Below are 21,472 nucleotides of genomic sequence, written 5' to 3' on the forward strand. Positions count from 1 at the left end.
TGTTTCCCATGGCGAACATTCGTGCTGGACGGGTTGGCGAACAAATGAAAAAGGAATTGAGTCAACTTATACAACTGGAATTAAAAGATCCTCGCATCGGCTTTGTTACGGTGACGGGAGTAGACGTGACTAATGACTTGTCGCTTGCGAGAGTCTATCTCAGTGTCATGGGCGATGAAGAACAGAAAGAGCAAACTATTAAAGCGCTGGATAAAGCAAGTGGATTTCTCCGTTCCGAGGTCGGAAAACGAATCCGTCTTCGCCATACTCCAGAGCTGTCGTTCAAGATAGATGCTTCGATTGAATATGGAAGTCGAATTGAAAAGCTGCTTGGTGATATTCGCGAGGAGAACGATACACCATGATGCAGCGCAACAAGCAGGAACAAGTGGAATCGAGCTTACGGCTCGATTCACTTGTCTCAACAGAGAATTGCATGGCTGAGCAGTTTTCTCCGTCATACGTTGTTGAATTGCAAAAAGCTTGCGATTTTGTTCGTGCTTGCAACAACGTGCTTGTCGTATCTCATGTCCAGCCTGATGGAGATGCAATAAGCTCAACCCTCGTTATTGGTTGGCTGCTCCGCAGATGGAACAAGACCTTCAAGATGGTGAATGAGAACGGAGTGCCGCATCGGCTGCGCTACTTGTCGATGTCCGAGGTCGTACGCTCCTATGCAGATGAAGAGGAGAGACATTCGCAACTTACGTATGACATGGTCATCTGTGTGGACTGTGCGGATTATTCTCGTATCGGCAAAATTGCGCAGTGGGTGGCTCAAGATGCCCGCATCTTGAACATCGACCATCACCCGACCAACGATCACTATGGCGAAGTCGCGTTAATTCGAGAAGATGCTGCAGCTACAGCAGAGATTCTGTTCGATATGCTGCAAGTGTCTGGCGAGGAACTCGATTCGGAAGTGGCGACGATGCTGTATACCGGGATTTTGACTGACACTGGGGGATTCCGGTACAGCAATACGACCCCGCATGTTATGGCGATTGCGTCACAGCTGCTGAAGCACGGAGTAGATGGCAACGATATTGCCGATCGGCTGCTAGAGAAAATGTCGATGCCGCAAGTTCAACTCATTAAGCGAGGGCTCTCGCGCCTGTCCTTCACTCCCGATCAGAAGATTGGCTGGTTGTATATTTCACCGGAAGATATGATTGATACGGGAGCGTTGAGCGAGGATTTGGAAGGGCTCGTCAATTATCCGCGCAATATTGAAGGGGTGGAAGTCGGCCTGTTGTTCAAGCAGGTGGATGAGACCGGAGTCAAGGTCAGCATGCGTTCTGCCGGGACGGTGAATGTCGCTGAGATTGCTCAGCATTTCGGTGGCGGAGGACATGTTGTTGCTGCCGGGTGCAAAATTAACGGACAATTGCATGATGTCATTACTATGGTTGTAGAACGGGTGAATCAGTCTTTATGACAAAGTATCATGGTGTGCTGCCGGTATGGAAGCCGACCGATTGGACATCGCATGATGTCGTAGCGAAGGTTCGCCGATTGATTTGGGAGAAACGAATCGGTCATACAGGCACATTGGATCCACAGGTGGTTGGCGTATTGCCGCTATGCATCGGGAAGGCGACCCGCTTGGTGGAATATTTGCAGGAAATGCCTAAAGAATATGAAGCGACGCTGCGCTGTGGTGTATCTACGAATACGGAAGATATGAGCGGAGAAGTGATAGAACGAAGCGATGCTTCTCATCTTACTGAAGAAATGGTAAGGGACGCCATACTAGCGTTCGTGGGCAACATCGAGCAAGTGCCGCCGATGTTCTCGGCCGTCAAAGTGAACGGCAAGCGATTATATGAGCTGGCAAGAGAAGGAAAGTCTGTTGAACGAACGCCTCGTCAGGTGACGATTTACAATATTGAGCTTCAGGAAATGCAGCTTGGTCAAGCCGAGCCTGAAATACGGTTTCGCGTATTGTGCTCCAAAGGGACTTACATTCGTACATTATGTGTGGATATCGGGCGCAAGCTTGGTGTTCCGGCGACGATGTCCAATCTGAAGCGGACAATATCTGCCAACTTCACTGAAGATCAATGTGTGACGTTCGAGCAGATCGAACAAGCCATCGCCGAAGATTCCTTCACATCGATGCTCGTTCCTGTGGATGAAGCAATTTCTTTTATGCCGAAGACGTGCGTTATGGAGCGATATACGACGTATGCCACTCAAGGACGGGGCATTCCGGTTCATGCTTTGTCTCCGCAACCTTTGACGAACACCATCGTTCGGTTGTATGATGAACAGGGAACGTTCTTTGGAATCTTTCATGTACCTGAGGGGCAGTCGGAGTTGCGCCCCATCAAAGTATTTCTACCCGAATGAAGCTGTTAGAGAGAGACAGCGCAAATGGAGTTATCTGGTACTCTTTTTGCGCCACCTTTTCGTCTTATATTGTGAAAGGGAGAACATACTAGAAGTGCGTATTCAAAAAGGTCACTTTTGAGCACTGAGAAGTATACAACTTTTCGTAAGAAAACTGCATCGGAAGCATAGGCTCTTCTAGAGTGAATGCAAGATTCGACGTTGAATGACATCTTGGGATGCTTCGTGAAAAAAGGGGACTTTTTGAACAACTTCTAGAAGTAACATAAACGGTTAGTTGCAACCGCAAAACGATAGAATGCAGGGGCTCTGATTACGATGGAAACGATACCTTTACACGCACCGCTCGATGACACGAGCTGGACTTCATGCCGACAACCGCAAGTGTTGGTACTAGGTCATTTTGATGGAATTCATACAGGACACGCACAAGTGATTCAGCGTGCGTTGGACTATGGAGCAGAACACGGCTTGCCGGTCGGATTGATGACATTTCATCCGCATCCGAAAGGAGTATTCGGCAGATCTGAATATCACCGTTATGTGACGCCGCCAATGGAAAAGGAACGAATTTTGTCCCGAATGGGTCTGGATCGCTTGTACGTTGTTCAGTTTGACATGTCGTTCGCCCAAGTATCGGCGCAGAAATTCGCCGAGGCCGTATGCGCGCTTGGAGTGAAGCATGTAGTCATCGGCTTTGACTATCGATTTGGTCATCGCGGGGAGGGAACGGCTGAGATGTTGAAAGATTGGGGAAATGACTGCTTTACCGTAGATATTGTGCCTGCGCACAGCGAAGACGGTACGAAAGTGAGCAGCACACGGATTCGTCAATGCTTGGCTCAAGGTGACATTACGAAGGCCAATCAACTCTTAGGCCGGCCATATCTGATTCAGGGCGAGGTCATTCATGGAGACGCACGCGGCCGGACTATCGGCTTTCCGACAGCCAACGTAAATCCTGAGGAGCCGTACATTATTCCTGCAATCGGAGTATACGCCGCGAAGGTGAAGGTTGGCGGGACATGGTATGACGGCGTGCTGAGCATCGGTCTGAAGCCTACGTTCAAGTCCGGAGAAACCGTACCGACCATTGAAGCGCATCTATTTGATTTTGATGCCGATATTTATGGGGAAACAATTGCTATAGCCGTGATGGATTATATCCGTTCTGAACAGAAGTTTAACTCGATTCAAGATTTAATTGCGCAAATAACAGCGGATGCGGAAGAAGCACGCCAACGATTAGCTGCTATGGATGCAGAATCGATGTTCTCCTGCGCGGCTCAAGAGCGATAAGCTGCAGATAGATAAAGCGAAACATCGTTTTACTTTTGCGATTGATGATGCTATACTAATAACGTTGTCGTATTTGCGACACTTGTCCTTAGCTTGGTTACACGATCTCACCGACGGTAACGAGGCTAATGGCGTACATCAATTTACACATATTAGGAGGTGAATAGGATGGCATTAACTCAAGAGCGCAAACATCAGCTTATTGAAGAACACAAGACGCACGCATCGGACACGGGTTCTCCGGAAGTGCAAATCGCTATCCTTACGCAAAACATTATTAATTTGACGGATCACTTGCGTACGCACAAGAAAGACCATCATTCCCGTCGTGGTTTGTTGAAAATGGTTGGTCAACGCCGTAAGTTGTTGGCTTACTTGAAGCAGAAAGACGTTAAGCGTTACAGCGCATTGATCGAAAAACTCGGTCTTCGCCGATAATAGCACGACCCCAAGCAGCCTGGTTGTTCACCGCCGCCTGATAATGCGGCATGCAACTGGGTTGCTTTTTAGTGATTAAGAAAGCTCATACATAATTATATGGGACAAGCTCCTCTTTAAAGTGGGAGTTCAAAAGGGAATTTTTGTGCAACCTCTTTAAACGGTATTTTGAATAAAATGCAGGAAATACTGGGAGTAGTGCCGAAATGATTACTGTTTAAACTTAAGGAGGGATCCGATGAACCGCATCGAGATGGAACTTGGCGGAAGAACGCTCGTAATGGAGACAGGCCTTCTGGCCAAGCAAGCTAATGCGGCGGTTAAGGTTCAATATGGCGACACGGTTGTGCTTTGTACCGTTACGGCATCGAAGGAACCGAAGGATTTAGATTTCTTTCCGTTAACCGTCAATTATGAAGAACGTTTGTATGCTGTTGGTAAAATACCTGGAGGATTCATCAAACGTGAAGGTCGACCAAGCGAGAAGGCGATTCTTGCTAGCCGCCTGATTGATCGTCCAATTCGTCCGTTGTTCCCGGAAGGGTTCCGCAATGACATTCAAATCGTTGACCTGGTCATGAGCGTAGACCAAGACTGTCCTCCAGAAATCGCAGCGATGATCGGTACATCCGCTGCATTGACCATATCGGACGTACCGTTTAATGGACCGATTGGCGGCGTCATTGTCGGGCGCATCGACGGACAGTTTATTATTAATCCGACAGTAGAGCAAGAAGAGAAGAGCGACATTCATCTTACTGTGGCCGGCACGAAGGACGCCATTATGATGGTTGAAGCTGAAGCAGACGAAGTGCCAGAAAATGTAATGCTCGAAGCGATTATGTTCGGTCATGAAGAGATTAAAAAAATTGTCGCTTCCATTGAGAAGTTTGCCGAAATGTCAGGCGTGGCGAAGATGGAAGTCAAGCTGCATGCCGTTGAAGCCGATGTGAATCAAGCTGTGCGCGCATTTGCTCTGGAACGTCTCGTCGAAGCGATCCGCATTCCTGAGAAGCACGCACGTCAAGAAGCAATCGACACCATCAATCAAGAAACGGTGGCCCATTTCGAAGAGATCTATATGGAAACGCCAGAGAAGCTGGACGATGTCAAAGAGACGCTGTATGATATCGTGAAAGAAGAAGTTCGTCGTCTGATTACGCATGACAAAGTGCGTCCGGATGGCCGGAATCTGGATGAAATCCGGCACATCGAATGCGATACAGGGCTGCTTCCGCGCACGCACGGTTCAGGTCTATTCACGCGTGGCCAGACACAAGCGCTCAGCATTTGTACGTTAGGTGCGCTTGGCGATGTGCAAATCTTGGATGGCCTCGGTCTGGAAGAATCGAAACGCTTCATGCATCATTACAATTTCCCGCCGTTCTCTGTAGGTGAAGCACGTCCGCTTCGTGCGCCAGGACGTCGTGAAATCGGTCATGGTGCGCTTGGTGAGCGTGCGTTGTCCAAAGTCATTCCACCGGAAACGGAATTCCCTTACACGATTCGTCTCGTATCCGAAGTGCTGGAATCGAACGGTTCTACGTCGCAAGCTAGTATTTGCGCAAGCACATTAGCTATGATGGACGCAGGCGTACCGATTAAAGCACCGGTTGCCGGAATCGCAATGGGACTGATTAAAGATGGCGAGCATTTTTCTATTTTGTCGGATATTCAGGGGATGGAAGACCATCTCGGTGATATGGACTTCAAAGTGGCAGGTACGGCAGAAGGCGTAACGGCCATTCAAATGGACATCAAAATTGACGGCATTGACCGTGATATTTTGACGCAAGCGCTCGCGCAAGCTCGTGAAGGCCGGATGTTCATTTTGGGAAAAATGCTCGAAGTGATTCAACAGCCGCGTGAATCGTTGTCTAAATATGCGCCGAAAATTCTTATCATGCAGATTAATCCAGATAAAATCCGCGATGTTATCGGAGCTGGTGGTAAAGTCGTCAATAAAATTATTGAAGAAACCGGCGTTAAGGTGGACATCGAACAGGATGGGCGCATCTTCATCGCTTCCCCTAGCGAAGAAGCGAATGATCGCGCTCGCGAGATGATCGAGGGCATTGTGAAAGAAGTGGTTGTCGGTGAAACCTATACTGCGACGGTGAAGCGCATTGAGAAGTTTGGTGCCTTTGCAGAGATTCTTCCGGGTAAAGAAGGTCTTGTGCACGTTTCGCAGTTGTCTACCGAGCGTGTCGCCAAAGTAGAGGATGTCGTGTCCATCGGTGATAAGATTGAAGTGAAGGTCGTTGAAATCGACCAGCAAGGCCGCATCAATCTGTCGCGCAAAGTGTTGCTCGAGCCCGCTCAACCGACGGATGGCGCTGCAACCGAAGCAATAACTGCAGATCGCCCGCGGAATAATGGCAGCCGCCACAATCAAGGTGGACAACGTCCGCCGCGAGGACCGCGCCCGCCGAAGCCGCAAGCATAGGCTGCACTTGGGTGTATTCATATTGTAACGGACTTCGATTCCGTTGCACACTTGAAACGCCGGATGGCGATTATAGGATTCAAGGAAAGAGGCAGACTGGTTTCTGGCTCTTTTTTTGCGTCTATTTTCTTTGTTCTCCTTTCTAATCATCCTTGTCCGCATAAGCTGCGCCGAAATGGCATAGAATCAGAAGGACAAACTTTGGAAGGGAATGGACGCCATGCGGCCTATCATATGGAAATGGATTGTAATTGCGGCGAGCGTACTCGGAGTTCTGCTCATCGCTTCTGAGACCGAGGTGGGAACATTTATTCAGGAACGCAAGGCAGATCTTGTGATGAGTGAAGCGTTTCAGACGGATTCGATCGAGGCGTTGGAGCATAATCCGCTCATGCAGCGGATTATGGCGGAAGCGAAGCAGCACGAGGTTGCGCCGATAAATGCTCGTATTGATCGAGTATGGAAAGCAATTCCCGGGTATAACGGAGTCGAGGCCGATATAGAACGGACCTACAAGGCAAATAAGGGGAAATTAGAGCAGGATAAACTGAAATGGATACTGCGAGAGGTGAAGCCAGAAGTTTCGTTGCGTGATTTGGAACCGCAGCCGATATATAGAGGGAACCCGAATAAGCCGATGGTGGCGCTTATGATTAACGTCGCATGGGGAAATGAGTTTATTACTCCGATGTTGAAGGTGCTGCAGGAGGAGAAGGTGAAGGCAAGTTTTTTTCTGGATGGAAGCTGGTTGAGTAAAAATCCCGATGTGGCAAAACAAATTCAAGCCGAGGGACACGAATTGGAAAATCATGCGTATACGCATCCCAATATGAGCGAGCTTAGCGCAGGACTGCAGTCGCAGCAAATCGAGAAGACAAAACGGCTTCTAAAAGAAACGTTAGGTGTCGAAAACAAATGGTTTGCTCCGCCGTCCGGCGACTTTAATGCGTTGACGGTAACCACTGCGCATGCACATGGCTTATCAACCGTCTTATGGACGCTTGATACGGTGGATTGGAAGAAGCCTGAACCTTCCACTATATTGCAGAAAATAAGGAAGAAGGTCGAACCGGGTACGCTTATTTTGATGCATCCAACCTCCTCATCCAGCCGTGCATTACAGGATATGATACGTATTATCAAAGATAAAGGGTTTCATCCGGGAACGGTGAGCGACACGCTGTCCGAACAGCGCGTTCCGTTGGTTCCAGTTGAGAGACGGTAAGTTTTTTGGTAGGATTAGATAGGCATGCATGGATAGAATTACGGATGAGGAGGATTGCCGGTGGAGAAAGTGCAGTTACGTAACGGACTACGTGTCGTTATGGAAAAAATACCGACCTGCCGTTCCGTTTCTTTCGGTATATGGGTGAAGACGGGTTCACGACATGAGGATGAAACGACCAACGGTATTTCTCATTTTATTGAACATATGATGTTCAAAGGAACAGAGCGATTCGATGCGAAAGCGATAGCGGATTCGTTCGATGCGATTGGAGGGAACGTAAACGCGTTTACCTCCAAAGAATATACTTGCTATTACGCGAAGGTGCTTGATGAACATTTGCCGCTCGCGGTCGACGTGCTTTCGGATATGTTTTTTCGCTCAACGATGCAAGAAGATGAACTTATGAAAGAGAAAAACGTCATTTTGGAAGAAATCGCGATGTACGAGGATACGCCGGATGACACGGTTCATGATCTCGTCACGCGGGCGGCTTACGGATCGCATCCGCTTGCTTACCCGATTCTAGGGACGAAAGAGCGGCTGTCCCTGATGGGACCGGATCACTTGCGTCAATATATGCGGGAGCATTATACGATCGCAAATACGGTCATTGCCGTAGCTGGCAATTTCGATGATTCGATTGTCGAACTGCTTGAGAAGCATTTTGGTCATTTCGAAAATACGAAGCAGTCATCATCGATTACGCCACCGAGCTTTCACAGCGAATTGATCTATCATAAGAAGAAGACCGAGCAGAATCACATATGCTTGAGCCTTCCGGGCTGCTCGATGACCGACCCGCGTCTGTACGCGATGATACTGCTCAATAATGTCATCGGCGGCGGCATGAGCTCGCATCTGTTCCAGGAAATTCGTGAGAAGCGAGGCTTGGCATATGCTGTTTATTCCTATCACTCATCACATGCGGATACCGGCCTGTTCACGATCTACGCGGGAACTGCTCCGAAGCAGACGCAGGAAGTGCTTGATTTGACGCTGCAAGTATTGGGGGATTTAGCCGTACAAGGGTTGTCGAATGAAGAGCTGCGCAAGGGGAAGGAACAACTAAAGGGGAATTTGATTCTGGGCTTGGAAAGTACCGGAAGCCGCATGAACCGATTAGGGAAGAATGAATTGATGCTCGGCAAACACTATACATTAGATGAAATCATAGCACGAATTGAAGCGATAACGATGGAAGACGTTTCGTTTGTGCTGCAGCGCATGCTGTCGCAACCATTCGCGGTTTCGATGGTCGGTTCGAATGACCGTGCAATATCGGCTTTCAGGAGGGATTGTCTTGTTACAGCAGGATCATCAAGTACAAATTAAAAGATTACCCGGAAATGAAGATATTTCTTTGCCGCAGAAAATGTCTGACCTTGCTGCTGGCTTTGACTTATATGCAGCTGTGCAAGAGCCGATAACATTGGCGCCGGGTCATCGCGCATTGATTCCTACAGGCTTCTCGATGGCGATGCCCGCCCATTTGGAGGCCCAAATCCGACCGCGCAGCGGTCTTGCCTATAAGCAAGGCATCACGTGCTTGAATTCTCCCGGTACGATTGATGCGGATTACCGCGGTGAAGTCAAGGTGCTGCTCGTGAATGTGGGGCAGCAGCATTTCACTATTGAACGCAAAGAACGGATTGCCCAAATGGTATTTCAATTCGTACCGCAAATCCGGTTAATTGAAGTAGACGAATTATCTGACACCGTTCGTGGAGAAGGTGGGTTCGGACATACGGGCACGAAATAATCGGCATAATAACGCAGTCTGCTCCTGTACCGGGAGCGGCTGCGTTTTTTGCTATAAGAGGTTGCTGAGAAGCTACCTTGTTCGAAGATTTCGATGCCAGCTATCAGATCGTGGCTGCACCCCTTTATGGGCTCCCGCATAAGATATTCTATACGTTTGGGCTCAGAAAGGAGTGGACAGCGACTATGTTAACCGGAGTTCAAGTCGTGTTCATAGGTGGGGACGCCCGTCAGCTTGAAATTATTCATAAATTCATCGAACTCGACGCCAGTATCACGCTAGTCGGATTTGACCAGCTGCAGAACCCGTTCCATGGCGTTCAACGTCAACCGTTGACACCGGAGCTGTTGAAGGATGCCGATGCCATAATGCTGCCAGCCGTAGGCACAGACGATAACGGCAAGGTGCATGCGATATTTACTTCGGACGAACTGATGCTTACCGAAGAACATATGGCGGTTGTACCGGAGCATTGCGTCATTTTTACCGGGATGTCAAAGCCGTACTTAAGCAAGCTATGCACGAAATACCGGATTTCACTCATTGAATTGTTCGATCGGGACGACGTAGCGATTTACAACTCCATCCCTACCGCTGAAGGAGCGGTGATGATGGCGATCCAGCATACCGATATTACGCTGCACGGTTCGGAGTCGGTCGTGCTCGGCATGGGGCGGACCGGATTCACGTTGGCTCGTACCTTGCTCGGATTGGGAGCGAATGTTCGTATCGGTGTGCGCAAAGATGAGCATTTTGCTCGTGCGACGGAGATGGGATTCAGGCCGTTTTTCCTAAGCGAATTGGCCCATCAGGTGTCAAATATCGACTTGCTTTTTAATACGATACCGACTATGATAGTCACAGCACAGGTCATTGCCCAAATACCTAACCGTGCGGTTATTATTGACTTGGCCTCGTTCCCTGGCGGCGTTGATTTTCGCTTTGCAGAGAAGCGCGGCGTCAAGGCGATGTTAGCTCCCGGATTGCCAGGCATCGTTGCTCCGAAGTCAGCGGGGCGCATCTTGGCGCACTGCATAACGAAGCTGCTTCTTGAGTTTATGCGGAATCGGGGGAATGGGCAATGAACTATCAGGGGAAGACGGTCGGTTATGCATTAACGGGTTCTCATTGTACATTTGCGGAAGTCATGCCACAAATACAGCGGTTTGTCGACGCGGGAGCGCGCGTCATCCCCATTGCGTCACAGACGGTGATGACGACGGATACGCGCTTTGGAACGTCAGAAAATTGGCAAAAGCAGTTGAAAGAAATTACTGGGAATGATATTATTTCTACAATTGTAGAAGCCGAGCCGCTTGGCCCGTCCAAGCTGCTTGATGTGATGGTCATTGCACCGTGCACTGGCAATACGACAAGCAAACTCGCCAATGCGATGACAGACAGTCCCGTCTTGATGGCAGCCAAGGCGCAGATGCGCAATCAGCGTCCGCTAGTTTTGGCGATCTCAACGAATGACGGACTCGGATTGAACGCAGCCAATATCGCTAAATTATTAGTCGCGAAATACATTTATTTCGTGCCGTTTGGTCAAGACAATCCAGCACAAAAGCCGAATTCCCTAGTGGCACGCATGGAATTAGTTCCTGAAGCGTGTTTTGCGGCGTTGGAAGGAAGACAGCTCCAGCCGGTCCTTATTGAGCGATTTCAATAGACAATATAGCTTATCACGCATAATATTAATATAAGTGTTTATACAAAAAGCCCCTTTTCAGCACCGAGAAGTAAAAGTTTCCGCAGGAAACCTGCTTCGGGAGCATAGGCTCTTCGAGAGTGAATGCAAGACTCGATGTCGAATGACCTCTTGGAATGCTTCGTGATTGAAGGGGGCTTAGATTGATGGGACAGAGGGGAGAAAGTCATATGACGAATCAGAAGCGGTTTAACGTTGCTGTAGTTGGCGCAACAGGTGCAGTAGGGGGACAGATTGTCAAGCTGCTGGAACAACGCCAATTTCCGATAAATACATTGAAATTGTTGTCATCGGCTCGTTCCGCCGGCACAAAGATTCCGTTTAACGGTCAAGAGTTTACCGTTGAGGAAGCGAAGCCGGAAAGCTTTGAAGGAGTGGACATCGCTTTGTTCAGCGCTGGCGGCGACGTTAGTAAAGCGTTAGCTGCGGCAGCAGTTGAACGGGGCACGGTCTGCATAGATAATACCAACGCCTTCCGTATGGATCCGAATACACCGCTTGTCGTACCTGAAGTTAACATCGAGAAGGTCAAAGAACATCAAGGTATTATTGCGAACCCGAATTGCTCTACAATTCAAATGGTGGCAGCATTGAAGCCGCTTTATGATCGTTATGGAATCTCCAAAGTGATTGTATCCACTTATCAAGCGGTATCGGGAGCGGGAAGCCGCGCGATTGACGAACTGCTTCGTCAGACGAAAGCGGCGCTTGAAGGAACTGATGTGAATCCGGATATTTTGCCGGTAGGTTCACTTCCAGTCAAGCATCAGATCGCATTTAACGCCATCCCGCAAATTGATAAATTCCAAGATAACGGCTTTACGTTGGAAGAAATGAAAATGATCCGTGAGACGAAGAAGATTATGAACGATGAGGACATTCAAGTAACGGCTACTTGCGTGCGAATTCCGGTCGTATACGGACACTCTGAATCCTTATATGTTGAATTGAAAGAGGATTTCCAGATGGATGAAGTCCGTCAACTGCTCGCGAACGCTCCTGGTTTGACTTTGGTGGATGATCCTGAATCTCAGCAATACCCGTTGGCTGCAGACTCGGCCGGCAAACCAGACGTATTTGTCGGACGCTTGCGCCGTGACTTATATGAGCCACGTGCTCTTAACATGTGGGTCGTATCAGACAACTTAATGAAAGGCGCTGCATGGAACGCGGTACAAATCGCAGAATACATCGCTTCGGAGCGGCAGTAATCCAGCCGGCCGCTCCTGCTTTACCATTAAGGAATGTTCAAGTTCTGTGAAGCGCTAAAGCAAAACCAAACCTTCCTTATGGCGATACAACCTACCTCTACACGCGGTCGCTCATCTTCGATAGGCCGCGATAGAGGTTTTCTCATACTAGGCTGTTAAGCAAGCTTGGTTTTCTTTGGCTATCGATGTTTCTGCCGTTCAGTCTTCATAAGTTGGAGGAATTACACATGCGCATTTTAGTTCAAAAATTTGGTGGAACTTCCTTGTCATCAGCAGAAGCCAGAGTTCGCGTCATCCACCATATACGTCGTGAATTGGATCAGGGATACCGTCTGGCGGTTGTCGTATCTGCTATGGGCAGACGGGGAGAGCCTTACGCAACCGATACGTTGCTTGATTGGATTGGTCAGAACGGAGACAATCTGCCTGTTCGCGAGAAGGATTTACTGCTGTGCTGCGGTGAAATTATATCCGCGACAACGCTTTGCAGCTTGCTGCAGAATGAAGGAATTACGGCAACTGTCCTTACGGGGGCACAAGCTGGATTTAAGACTGACAACCATTATGGCAATGCCCGGATCGTGGATGTTCGTCCGGAACGCGTCATTAGCGCGTGGAAGGATGCTGAGGTTGTTATCGTGACTGGTTTCCAAGGACAGACGGAAAACGGTGACTTCACAACGCTTGGACGTGGTGGCAGCGATACTTCGGCCACTGCGCTGGGTGCGGCATTGCATGCAGAAATTGTCGACATTTATACAGATGTGAACGGTATTCTAACGGCTGACCCACGGCTGGTGGAAGACGCAAAGCCGCTTACGGTGGTGAGTTATGCCGAAATATGCAATATGGCGCATCATGGGGCGAAGGTTATTCATCCACGAGCGGTCGAGATTGCAATGCAAGCGCAAGTGCCTGTTCGCGTACGATCCACCTTTAGTGACGACGAGGGGACGCTTGTCACACATCCGGAAGGCTTTCGCGATATCGAGACGGGTATCGTTGATCGCTTTGTGACCGGAATCGCTTACGTAAGCAACGTAACGCAAATAACAGTAGAAGCCCGGGAAGGCGCCTATGATTTACAGCTGCAAGTGTTCAAAGCAATGGCCCAAAATCAAATTAGCGTTGATTTTATTAATGTTACCCCTTCGGGAGCAGTTTATACGGTGTTCGACAATGATGCGCCTCGCGCGCTTCATGTGTTGGATGAGATGGGGTATGCTCCAAGGTCGTTGTCAGGTTGTGCAAAGGTTTCGGTTATCGGAGGCGGCATCAATGGGGTCCCAGGTATTATGGCCCGCATCGTTGAAGCCTTAACGGAACAAGAAATTCAGATCCTTCAATCGGCTGACTCCAATACGACGATATGGGTGCTCGTACGTAAAGAAGATATGGTTCGTGCATTACGTGCGCTGCATGCTAAATTTGAGCTTCATCGATAAGCCGGCATTGTATATGAATCCCGAACTTTCAGCGTTAAACACGCCAGAGGAGGAATCAATGTGGACTTCGGAAGAATGATTACAGCCATGGTGACACCGTTCGACGAGAACGAAGAAATCCATTGGTATGAAGTAGAACGACTACTCGATTACTTAATCGAAGAACAACAGAGCGACAGCCTCGTCGTGTGCGGCACGACAGGAGAATCTCCCACGTTAACCGATGAGGAGAAGCTGGCGTTGTTTCGTTTTTCCATGGAAAAAGCGAACGGACGTGCTCGCATCATCGCAGGTACCGGCAGCAACAACACCGCGCATTCCGTTCATATGACTAAGCTGGCTGAAGAGGCTGGTGTCGACGGAATACTTGCGGTCGTACCGTATTACAACAAGCCGAGTCAAGAAGGACTATATCGTCACTTCAAAACAATCGCGGACTCCACGTCGCTTCCGGTCATTGTATACAATGTGCCGGGTCGCACAGTGGCAAGCTTGTCAGTAGAGACGACGCTGCGTCTTGCAGAAATACCGAATATCGTGGCGACGAAAGAATGCGCCAGTGTCGATCAGATGTCTCAACTCGCAGCGCGCGCGCCGGAATCGTTCCGGGTGTACAGCGGTGATGATCCGATGACCTTGCCTTTGCTTGCGATAGGGGGCTATGGAATTATTAGCGTTGCGAGTCATTTGATTGGCGCACAGATGAAGAAGATGATCGAATCGTATTTGGCTGGCCAGCCGGCTGAAGCTGCACGTCTCCATCAAGAGCTATATCCCGTATTTAAAGGATTGTTCGAATTTCCTAGTCCGGTACCCGTCAAATATGCCATGCAGCTCAAAGGTTTTGACGTTGGTGGCGTACGCTTGCCGTTAGTGGAACCTACAGATAGTGAAGCGGCATCTATACGTCAGCTAGTTCAGTCCATTGAAGCGCAGCAAGGCTAAAAGCTTACGTTTTGAACATGCATTTTTATGCAAAATAAGCTATGCAATCGAACATATTTAAGAACCGATGCGATTTCGAAGCATCGGTTTCTTTGTTTTCGGCAACAATATACGTAACAAACGCCGACTTGTGTTTTTTACTTTTGTTCATGTATAATGAGAATCAAGTGACTGGGTGCGGTATATTTTTTATTCAAAAAGAAAGAAATTCATTGGTACGACGGCCAACTGAATATAGGAGGTTAGGATCCACTTGTCGAAGAAAAACAACGTTGATAAATTGTCCATCTTCGCATTGGGCGGCGTAGGCGAAATCGGAAAAAATATGTACGTCGTTCAATATGGTAACGATATCGTCGTCATTGACGCAGGGTTGAAGTTTCCAGAAGAAGACATGCTCGGAATAGATATTGTCATCCCGGATATTTCATACCTGACGGAGAACCGAGATAAAGTAAGAGGTATTCTGATTACGCACGGACATGAAGACCACATTGGTGGTTTACCTTACGTATTGAAACATTTGAACGTTCCTGTTTATGGAACGCGACTTACGCTCGGATTGATAGAGAGCAAACTACGTGAAGCCAATCTGCTTGGTGAGACGAAGCGTATTCTTATCACAGCGGATTCGGAAGTTCAGCTCGGATCCATCCGTGCCAGCTTCTTTAGAACGAATCACTCCATTCCGGATTCGGTTGGTGTCTGCTTAGACACACCGGAAGGCAGCGTGGTTCATACAGGAGACTTTAAATTTGATCACTCGCCAGTAAATGCACAATATGCGGACTTGCATCGGATGGCGGAAATTGGACAGCGTGGCGTACTTGCTTTGCTCTCTGACAGCACGAACGCAGAACGCCCTGGCTTTACACCATCGGAAAGCAGTGTAGGCATTGCATTGGAAGATATTTTTAGAAAAGCGGAACAGCGTGTGGTGATTGCCACATTCGCTTCAAACATTCACCGCATACAACAAGTCATTGAAGCGGCTCATGCTACCAATCGCAAGCTGACGGTTATCGGCCGAAGCATGGTGAACGTCGTCACTATCGCATCGGAATTAGGATATTTACATATCCCGGATGGCATGCTGATTGAACCCGAAGAAGTGAATAAGATGGCGGCAGACCGTGTCGTTATTTTGTCTACTGGTTCGCAAGGGGAACCAATGTCTGCGCTGACGCGCATGGCTCGTTCTACACACCGCAAGGTAGATATTTTGCCGGGAGATACAGTTGTAATTGCAGCAACGCCAATTCCAGGTAATGAGAAATATGTCGGTCGTACCGTAGATGAATTGTCCCGTCTCGGAGCACATGTAATCTACGGCGGCATGAAATCGGGTGTTCACGTATCTGGACACGGCAGTCAGGAAGAACTAAAGCTGATGCTGAACTTGATTCGCCCGAAATACTTTATTCCGATCCATGGTGAATATCGCATGCTTCGTCAACATGCTGCGCTAGCTGAAGCGGTCGGAATTGAATCTGAGAATATTTTCATTACCGATATCGGAGATACGGTAGAAATTCAGAACGGTGTTGCACGCCGAGGTTCAAAAGTTCCTTCTGGTTATGTGCTCATCGATGGTCTTGGTGTCGGAGATGTCGGGAATATCGTCTTGCGCGACCGCAAGCTGTTGTCGCAGGACGGGATTTTGGTCGTGGTCGTTACGCTCAGTAAGCAAGACGGCACGATTTTGTCCGGACCGGATATCATTTCACGCGGATTCGTATATGTACGTGAATCGGAAGGGTTGCTTGATGAAGCTAATCGCATCGTGACATCGACATTGCACAAGTTGATGAGTGAGAAAGTGAATGAGTGGGCATCGCTTAAGACGAACGTGAAGGATGCGCTTGGTCGATTCTTGTACGAGCAGACGCGCCGACGTCCGATGATTCTTCCGATTATCATGGAAGTGTAGAAGTGTGGGGCGAGAATCCCAGTCACCAGTTATTCTCGTCCTGCCCACACGAACCGTGTAAGTAATAGTTAAGGCTGTTATTCCTGCCCTAGGGCAAGGAATAACAGCCTTTTTAACATTAAGGAAAGTGTTCTGTAAAGCGATAAAGTGAAATCATGTTCTAGAAGCATAACGATTCCCTTAGATGTGCAACCTATGACAGCATGGCACAAGATAGATCGGAGGGAATAGTGATGTCAGATCAGAATGGGTCTCCGTTTTCGTTTACACAGCAACAAAATGAGGCTCCCCCAGACGCTCAAGCACCGAAAGGTCCGCCTACCGTGGAGACGATTCAACAATTGGGGACCGCTTCAACTCCTTCTCCGGGTGAATCCAACATTTACTGCTTAAATATTATCGGACAAATCGAAGGTCATATCGTGCTTCCCCCCCAGAACAAGACTACGAAATATGAGCATGTTATTCCCCAACTGGTTGCGGCTGAACAGAACGCCAAGATTGAAGGAGTGCTCATCATTTTAAATACAGTCGGCGGCGATGTGGAAGCGGGTCTGGCTATTGCCGAGATGGTCTCATCGATGTCTAAACCTACCGTGACGCTAGTGTTGGGAGGCGGGCATAGCATCGGCGTACCGATAGCCGTATCATCCGCTGTCAGTATAATCGCGGAGACGGCCACTATGACGATACACCCGATACGTCTGACGGGTCTTGTAATCGGCGTGCCGCAAACGTTCGAATATTTAGACAAAATGCAAGAACGGGTGGTACGCTTTGTTACGACTCATTCGCGTGTGTCTGAACAGAAATTTAAAGAACTCATGTTTACGACTGGCGAGCTTACACGGGATATCGGAACGACCGTAATCGGAGTTGACGCGGTTCGATACGGTCTCATCGATGAGGTGGGTGGAATCGGCTTGGCATTACAGCACTTGAATCGAATGATTGATGAGAAAAGATCCAATCCGATTGGGAATCCGAATATGAGCCCGAATGTGAATAATGTAAATCCGAGTATGAATCCCGGTGCGAAGCCAGTCCAAGCCCCTCCGGCTGCTCCGCCGATTGGAGGAGGACAAGCATAATGTTATATACCGTTATGCCAATGGAACAGGTGTTGAATGGATATGATAAAGAGCCGAAATTTATGGAAATGGAATGGCAGGGACGCACTTTGCTGGTGGAGCAACTGGATTTGACAACCGTCCGAATCGAACGGTTGCTGCAAGGCCGCGGACTCCAGGACTTTTTACTCCCGTGTTTTGCTCCAGGCACTGTCTTATCGTTGCGTTAACATATGGCTTGATGTGTGAGCACGCGCCTCTGTTCAGGAGGTAAGCGTGCTTTTTTGTCTTCATGGAATGACAATAGGAAGAACGGCTGTTCTGTGCTATAATGTACAAATGGAGGTGACTGTATTTGGCCCGCAGGAAGAAAAAAAAGCAATCCTTTAGCAAAAGCCTGAAATACGAAATATACGGTATTTTGCTTATTACGTGTTCCGTCATCGCGTTGTCTGGCGGGGCGGCTTTCGGGCGATCATTATCCAAAATTTCAGGGTTGCTATTAGGAAAATGGTATTTCATTATTCCGCTTATGTTCATATATATTGGCTTGGCGGTCATGATTAAACGAAATTGGCCGTCAGGGTGGAATCCGCGCAAGACAGGGATGGTATGCATCATGTTGGCTCTAACGATGATTAGTACCGTTCATACTGTTGAGCAGCGTATTTTGCCTGTTGCCGAAGATGTTAGAGCGGGATTCATATTTCAAGACATACATAAGACATTAAAACTAGAATTACTGCAAGCTCAAGAGACAGGAACAGCAGGAACGATGCTGCAAAAGGATATAAGCGGCGGATACGTTGGCGCTGTGCTTTATTGCGCTTTGTTCATGCTGTTCGGCAGCCTTGGAAGCAAGCTTCTTACCATTGTGTTGCTATTTATCGGATTTATGCTGGCCACCCAGCTTTCTTATGTCGAACTCGTTCGTCTCCTGCGTACTCAGGTGAAGAAGTTGACCAATGTGCTGAAGAAGAAGCGCAAGGCGCGCTTGAATGAACGCAAGCTGCAGGAAGGCAAACAGCGGGTCGCGGCTAAGCGTCCCTCGGAGGAATATATGCTGCCGGATTCGCTCGATGACGAGGAAGATGAAGAAGGACCTCCGCGCCGGAGTGCCAAGATCCCAATATTTATGCAATTGTTCAGCCGTAAACGTGCAGCCGAATATACAGATGAGGATGAAGAATACGGCGAAAGAGCAGTCTTCAAGGGGCGATCGAAAGCGGCGCGCTTGAGTGACGCCGATGATGAGGAAGATAGTCTAATTATAAATGCGGCAGGGACAGCGGCAGCCGCGAACGCTTCGAGTGGGATGCTCAATCAGCATGGTGATCTGGATTCCGGTTCCAACGAAGCTCCCAAGTTCCGAGATTTCTCAGCACAAGCGGATGAACCGGATTGGGCTGCTCAGGAAGGCGAATTGATAGAGCCCAATGCCGCCGCTGGCCAAGCGCCGTGGAAGCACGACGATACGGAGGATAATTGGGAGGAAGCAGCCCCTCAAGCTATTGCTCAACAAAGTGGTGGCAATTCGGGTGACACCGGATCAGCTGCCGAATTACTCCATGATGCTGACGGTGCGAATGCGGAAGGAGCAGCGGAAGCGGCAATGATTAAGCCGCCACCCCCTCCGGTTAAGCCGTACAAAATGCCGTCGTTCAATTTGTTGGCCAAGCAGCCGAACAGTGCCAAAGGCGGGGATCAAGCTGATTTCATGCAGACAGCCCGCAAGCTTGAGGCGACGCTGGAAAGCTTCGGGGTACGGGCTAAAGTATTGGAAGTGGTTCGCGGACCAGCGGTGACACGGTATGAGATTCAGCCTGACATCGGCGTTAAGGTAAGTCGGATTGTAAGTTTGTCCGATGACATCGCCCTTGCGCTTGCTGCGAAGGACATTCGGATGGAGGCGCCGATACCGGGGAAATCTGCCATTGGTATCGAGGTGCCGAACAATGAGGTCTCGACGGTCACGATGCGTGAAGTGATGGAGACGCCGACATTCCTAGAGGCCGCATCACGATTGTCAATCGCTCTTGGACGCGACATCTCGGGCACTCCGATCGTAGGCAACTTGGCCCGCATGCCTCACTTGCTCGTGGCGGGCGCTACAGGTTCAGGAAAGTCGGTATGTATTAATGGTATCATTACGAGCATTCTGTACAAGGCCAAGCCGGATGAAGTCAAATTTTTAATGGTAGATCCGAAAATGGTCGAGTTAAATGTGTATAACGGCATTCCACATCTGCTGGCGCCGGTCGTGACGGATCCACGTCGTGCATCGCTTGCGCTGAAGAAGATCGTAGTAGAGATGGAGAAGCGATACGAGCTGTTCTCGAAGTCGGGCACACGGAATATTGAAGGATATAACAAGCTTGTCGCTGAAGAACCGGATAAGGTTCTGCCATACATTGTCATTATCGTCGACGAGTTGGCGGACTTGATGATGGTCGCTGCCAATGATGTCGAAGACGCGATCTGCCGATTGGCGCAAATGGCCCGTGCTGCAGGCATTCATTTAATTATTGCGACACAACGTCCTTCGGTTGACGTTATTACGGGTGTCATTAAGGCGAACATCCCTTCACGGATAGCATTTGGTGTGTCCTCTCAAGTGGATTCTCGCACCATTCTCGATATGGTGGGCGCGGAGAAGTTGCTGGGCCGGGGAGATATGCTCTTCCTGCCGATGGGCTCCTCGAAGCCAATTCGGGTACAGGGAGCGTTCTTGTCTGACCAGGAGGTAGAATCGGTCGTTTCCTTCGTCAGTGGACAAGGTCAGGCCGAATACAACGAAGACTTAGTTCCGGAAATTGACGAGAACGGACTTGCAGCGGACGAGCCGATCGATGAACTGTATGAGCAAGCCATTCAGATGGTGCTTGAAGCGCAGCAGGCTTCAGCGTCCTTGCTTCAGCGGCGCATGAGAATCGGATACAACCGGGCGAGCCGGTTGATCGATCATATGCATATGCAGGGCATTATCGGACCTCATGAAGGGAGCCGACCGCGAGAAGTGCTCTTGACATTAGAGCAATATCAACAAAATAAAATATCTTCATAACGTAAGAAAGGGATGCTCCGACGCCCTTAAAGTGTCGACATCCCCTTGTATTTCTAAGGAAATAGATACTAACTATTTTTGAAAGTTAGTTTGCGTAAGAACATACATGAAGGATAAAAGATTGCCTCCTATTCGGCCCTTCTGGCCAGATGGTTGGCAATCTTTTTCATGTTCTGGGCAATAGCTGTCATGAGGGCGGGGGAGCAGGTGGTAGTGCCGCGAGATGGGTGTGCCTGTTCCATGCGTTGCCTCACTCTCCCCTTCATTCAGAATGAGAGCCCCTCTCCCTTTCAAATCGGAAACATGTTGACGGGTTCTTTTGTCCATTCTCCCATATAGTCAGGTGGAGCACGCCGAGGATAAGGCACGCTTCGTTTCAATATACCATGGCATGAAGCGGCCGATTATGATGGCAATAAATCTAAACCGTAACGTCTTCTGAAGATAGGGGAGAGTGAAGCAAAAGAGCGATTAAAGCAAATCGCCGTCAGCCTAAACATGCTGCTGCACGAATGGAGCATTTCGTTAATGATGAAGCATAGCTATGGTCAAAATCTTAATCCAAATGAATAGA

Annotated in this window: 18 protein-coding genes; all 18 read left to right on the plus strand. The window is 48.8% G+C overall.

All coding sequences use genetic code 11. The features are described 5' to 3' along the window. The first annotated feature begins 8 nt into the window (after positions 1-8). The 18 genes from rbfA (at position 9) to LQV63_RS02125 (ending at position 20,898) form a co-directional block, all read left to right on the plus strand. Entirely contained in the window at positions 9-365 is a 357-nt protein-coding gene (gene rbfA / locus LQV63_RS02040) for a 30S ribosome-binding factor RbfA (RefSeq protein ID WP_019425031.1), read from the plus strand. Then, the gene (locus LQV63_RS02045) at positions 362-1,438 is read left to right on the plus strand and encodes a DHH family phosphoesterase (protein WP_233695456.1); all 1,077 of its coding nucleotides are present in this window, start codon (positions 362-364) and stop codon (positions 1,436-1,438) included. Before rbfA ends, LQV63_RS02045 begins: the two co-directional genes overlap by 4 nt. After that, on the plus strand, positions 1,435-2,352 hold the full coding sequence (truB, locus tag LQV63_RS02050; RefSeq protein ID WP_233695457.1) for a tRNA pseudouridine(55) synthase TruB: 918 nt from the start codon (positions 1,435-1,437) through the stop codon (positions 2,350-2,352). The genes LQV63_RS02045 and truB overlap by 4 nt, the downstream gene beginning before the upstream one ends. A gap of 318 nt (positions 2,353-2,670) precedes the next feature. Then, positions 2,671-3,651 carry a bifunctional riboflavin kinase/FAD synthetase gene (locus LQV63_RS02055; protein WP_233695458.1) on the plus strand — a complete coding sequence of 327 codons (981 nt, stop codon included), beginning with the start codon at positions 2,671-2,673 and terminating at the stop codon, positions 3,649-3,651. Positions 3,652-3,819: 168 nt separating this feature from the next. After that, on the plus strand, positions 3,820-4,089 hold the full coding sequence (rpsO, locus tag LQV63_RS02060) for a 30S ribosomal protein S15 (RefSeq protein WP_019425035.1): 270 nt from the start codon (positions 3,820-3,822) through the stop codon (positions 4,087-4,089). 238 nt (positions 4,090-4,327) lie between these two features. Beyond that, positions 4,328-6,535 (plus strand): polyribonucleotide nucleotidyltransferase, encoded by a 2,208-nt coding sequence (gene pnp, locus LQV63_RS02065; protein ID WP_019425036.1) that lies wholly within the window; start codon positions 4,328-4,330, stop codon positions 6,533-6,535. Between the two features lie 211 nt (positions 6,536-6,746). Next, positions 6,747-7,760: a polysaccharide deacetylase family protein gene (locus LQV63_RS02070; protein ID WP_233695459.1), complete on the plus strand. Its 1,014-nt coding sequence runs from the start codon at positions 6,747-6,749 to the stop codon at positions 7,758-7,760. A 60-nt stretch (positions 7,761-7,820) separates the two neighbouring features. Next, on the plus strand, positions 7,821-9,095 hold the full coding sequence (locus tag LQV63_RS02075) for a M16 family metallopeptidase (RefSeq protein WP_019425038.1): 1,275 nt from the start codon (positions 7,821-7,823) through the stop codon (positions 9,093-9,095). Next, positions 9,028-9,522 carry a dUTP diphosphatase gene (dut, locus tag LQV63_RS02080; protein ID WP_192813654.1) on the plus strand — a complete coding sequence of 165 codons (495 nt, stop codon included), beginning with the start codon at positions 9,028-9,030 and terminating at the stop codon, positions 9,520-9,522. The genes LQV63_RS02075 and dut overlap by 68 nt, the downstream gene beginning before the upstream one ends. Before the next feature lie 185 nt (positions 9,523-9,707). After that, entirely contained in the window at positions 9,708-10,607 is a 900-nt protein-coding gene (gene dpsA / locus LQV63_RS02085) for a dipicolinate synthase subunit DpsA (RefSeq protein ID WP_019425040.1), read from the plus strand. Next, positions 10,604-11,194 (plus strand): dipicolinate synthase subunit B, encoded by a 591-nt coding sequence (locus LQV63_RS02090; RefSeq protein ID WP_233695460.1) that lies wholly within the window; start codon positions 10,604-10,606, stop codon positions 11,192-11,194. Before dpsA ends, LQV63_RS02090 begins: the two co-directional genes overlap by 4 nt. A gap of 209 nt (positions 11,195-11,403) precedes the next feature. Further along, complete coding sequence (locus tag LQV63_RS02095; RefSeq protein ID WP_233695461.1) at positions 11,404-12,444, plus strand: aspartate-semialdehyde dehydrogenase; 1,041 nt, start codon at positions 11,404-11,406, stop codon at positions 12,442-12,444. Between the two features lie 227 nt (positions 12,445-12,671). Beyond that, positions 12,672-13,889 (plus strand): aspartate kinase, encoded by a 1,218-nt coding sequence (gene dapG, locus LQV63_RS02100; RefSeq protein WP_233695462.1) that lies wholly within the window; start codon positions 12,672-12,674, stop codon positions 13,887-13,889. Between the two features lie 60 nt (positions 13,890-13,949). Further along, entirely contained in the window at positions 13,950-14,834 is an 885-nt protein-coding gene (gene dapA, locus LQV63_RS02105) for a 4-hydroxy-tetrahydrodipicolinate synthase (RefSeq protein WP_233695463.1), read from the plus strand. A 253-nt stretch (positions 14,835-15,087) separates the two neighbouring features. Further along, positions 15,088-16,764: a ribonuclease J gene (locus LQV63_RS02110; RefSeq protein WP_019425045.1), complete on the plus strand. Its 1,677-nt coding sequence runs from the start codon at positions 15,088-15,090 to the stop codon at positions 16,762-16,764. A gap of 233 nt (positions 16,765-16,997) precedes the next feature. Next, a complete protein-coding gene (locus LQV63_RS02115) occupies positions 16,998-17,855 on the plus strand; it encodes a ClpP family protease (RefSeq protein ID WP_019425046.1) in 858 nt (285 codons plus the stop codon). After that, complete coding sequence (locus LQV63_RS02120) at positions 17,855-18,064, plus strand: YlzJ-like family protein (protein ID WP_019425047.1); 210 nt, start codon at positions 17,855-17,857, stop codon at positions 18,062-18,064. Before LQV63_RS02115 ends, LQV63_RS02120 begins: the two co-directional genes overlap by 1 nt. 125 nt (positions 18,065-18,189) lie before the next feature. After that, complete coding sequence (locus tag LQV63_RS02125; protein ID WP_233695464.1) at positions 18,190-20,898, plus strand: FtsK/SpoIIIE family DNA translocase; 2,709 nt, start codon at positions 18,190-18,192, stop codon at positions 20,896-20,898. Positions 20,899-21,472: the final 574 nt, after the last annotated feature.

It is taken from the genome of Paenibacillus profundus, assembly GCF_021369635.1.
Classification (GTDB): Bacteria; Bacillota; Bacilli; order Paenibacillales; family Paenibacillaceae; genus Paenibacillus_B; species Paenibacillus_B profundus.

Bases quoted from the DNA above. Each gene is read 5' to 3' on its own strand.
- rbfA (WP_019425031.1), top strand. From the start codon at position 9: ATGGCGAACATTCGTGCTGGACGGGTTGGCGAACAAATGAAAAAGGAA.
- LQV63_RS02045 (WP_233695456.1), top strand. From the start codon at position 362: ATGATGCAGCGCAACAAGCAGGAACAAGTGGAATCGAGCTTACGGCTC.
- truB (WP_233695457.1), top strand. From the start codon at position 1,435: ATGACAAAGTATCATGGTGTGCTGCCGGTATGGAAGCCGACCGATTGG.
- LQV63_RS02055 (WP_233695458.1), top strand. From the start codon at position 2,671: ATGGAAACGATACCTTTACACGCACCGCTCGATGACACGAGCTGGACT.
- rpsO (WP_019425035.1), top strand. From the start codon at position 3,820: ATGGCATTAACTCAAGAGCGCAAACATCAGCTTATTGAAGAACACAAG.
- pnp (WP_019425036.1), top strand. From the start codon at position 4,328: ATGAACCGCATCGAGATGGAACTTGGCGGAAGAACGCTCGTAATGGAG.
- LQV63_RS02070 (WP_233695459.1), top strand. From the start codon at position 6,747: ATGGACGCCATGCGGCCTATCATATGGAAATGGATTGTAATTGCGGCG.
- dut (WP_192813654.1), top strand. From the start codon at position 9,028: ATGACCGTGCAATATCGGCTTTCAGGAGGGATTGTCTTGTTACAGCAG.
- dpsA (WP_019425040.1), top strand. From the start codon at position 9,708: ATGTTAACCGGAGTTCAAGTCGTGTTCATAGGTGGGGACGCCCGTCAG.
- LQV63_RS02090 (WP_233695460.1), top strand. From the start codon at position 10,604: ATGAACTATCAGGGGAAGACGGTCGGTTATGCATTAACGGGTTCTCAT.
- LQV63_RS02095 (WP_233695461.1), top strand. From the start codon at position 11,404: ATGACGAATCAGAAGCGGTTTAACGTTGCTGTAGTTGGCGCAACAGGT.
- dapG (WP_233695462.1), top strand. From the start codon at position 12,672: ATGCGCATTTTAGTTCAAAAATTTGGTGGAACTTCCTTGTCATCAGCA.
- LQV63_RS02115 (WP_019425046.1), top strand. From the start codon at position 16,998: ATGTCAGATCAGAATGGGTCTCCGTTTTCGTTTACACAGCAACAAAAT.
- LQV63_RS02120 (WP_019425047.1), top strand. From the start codon at position 17,855: ATGTTATATACCGTTATGCCAATGGAACAGGTGTTGAATGGATATGAT.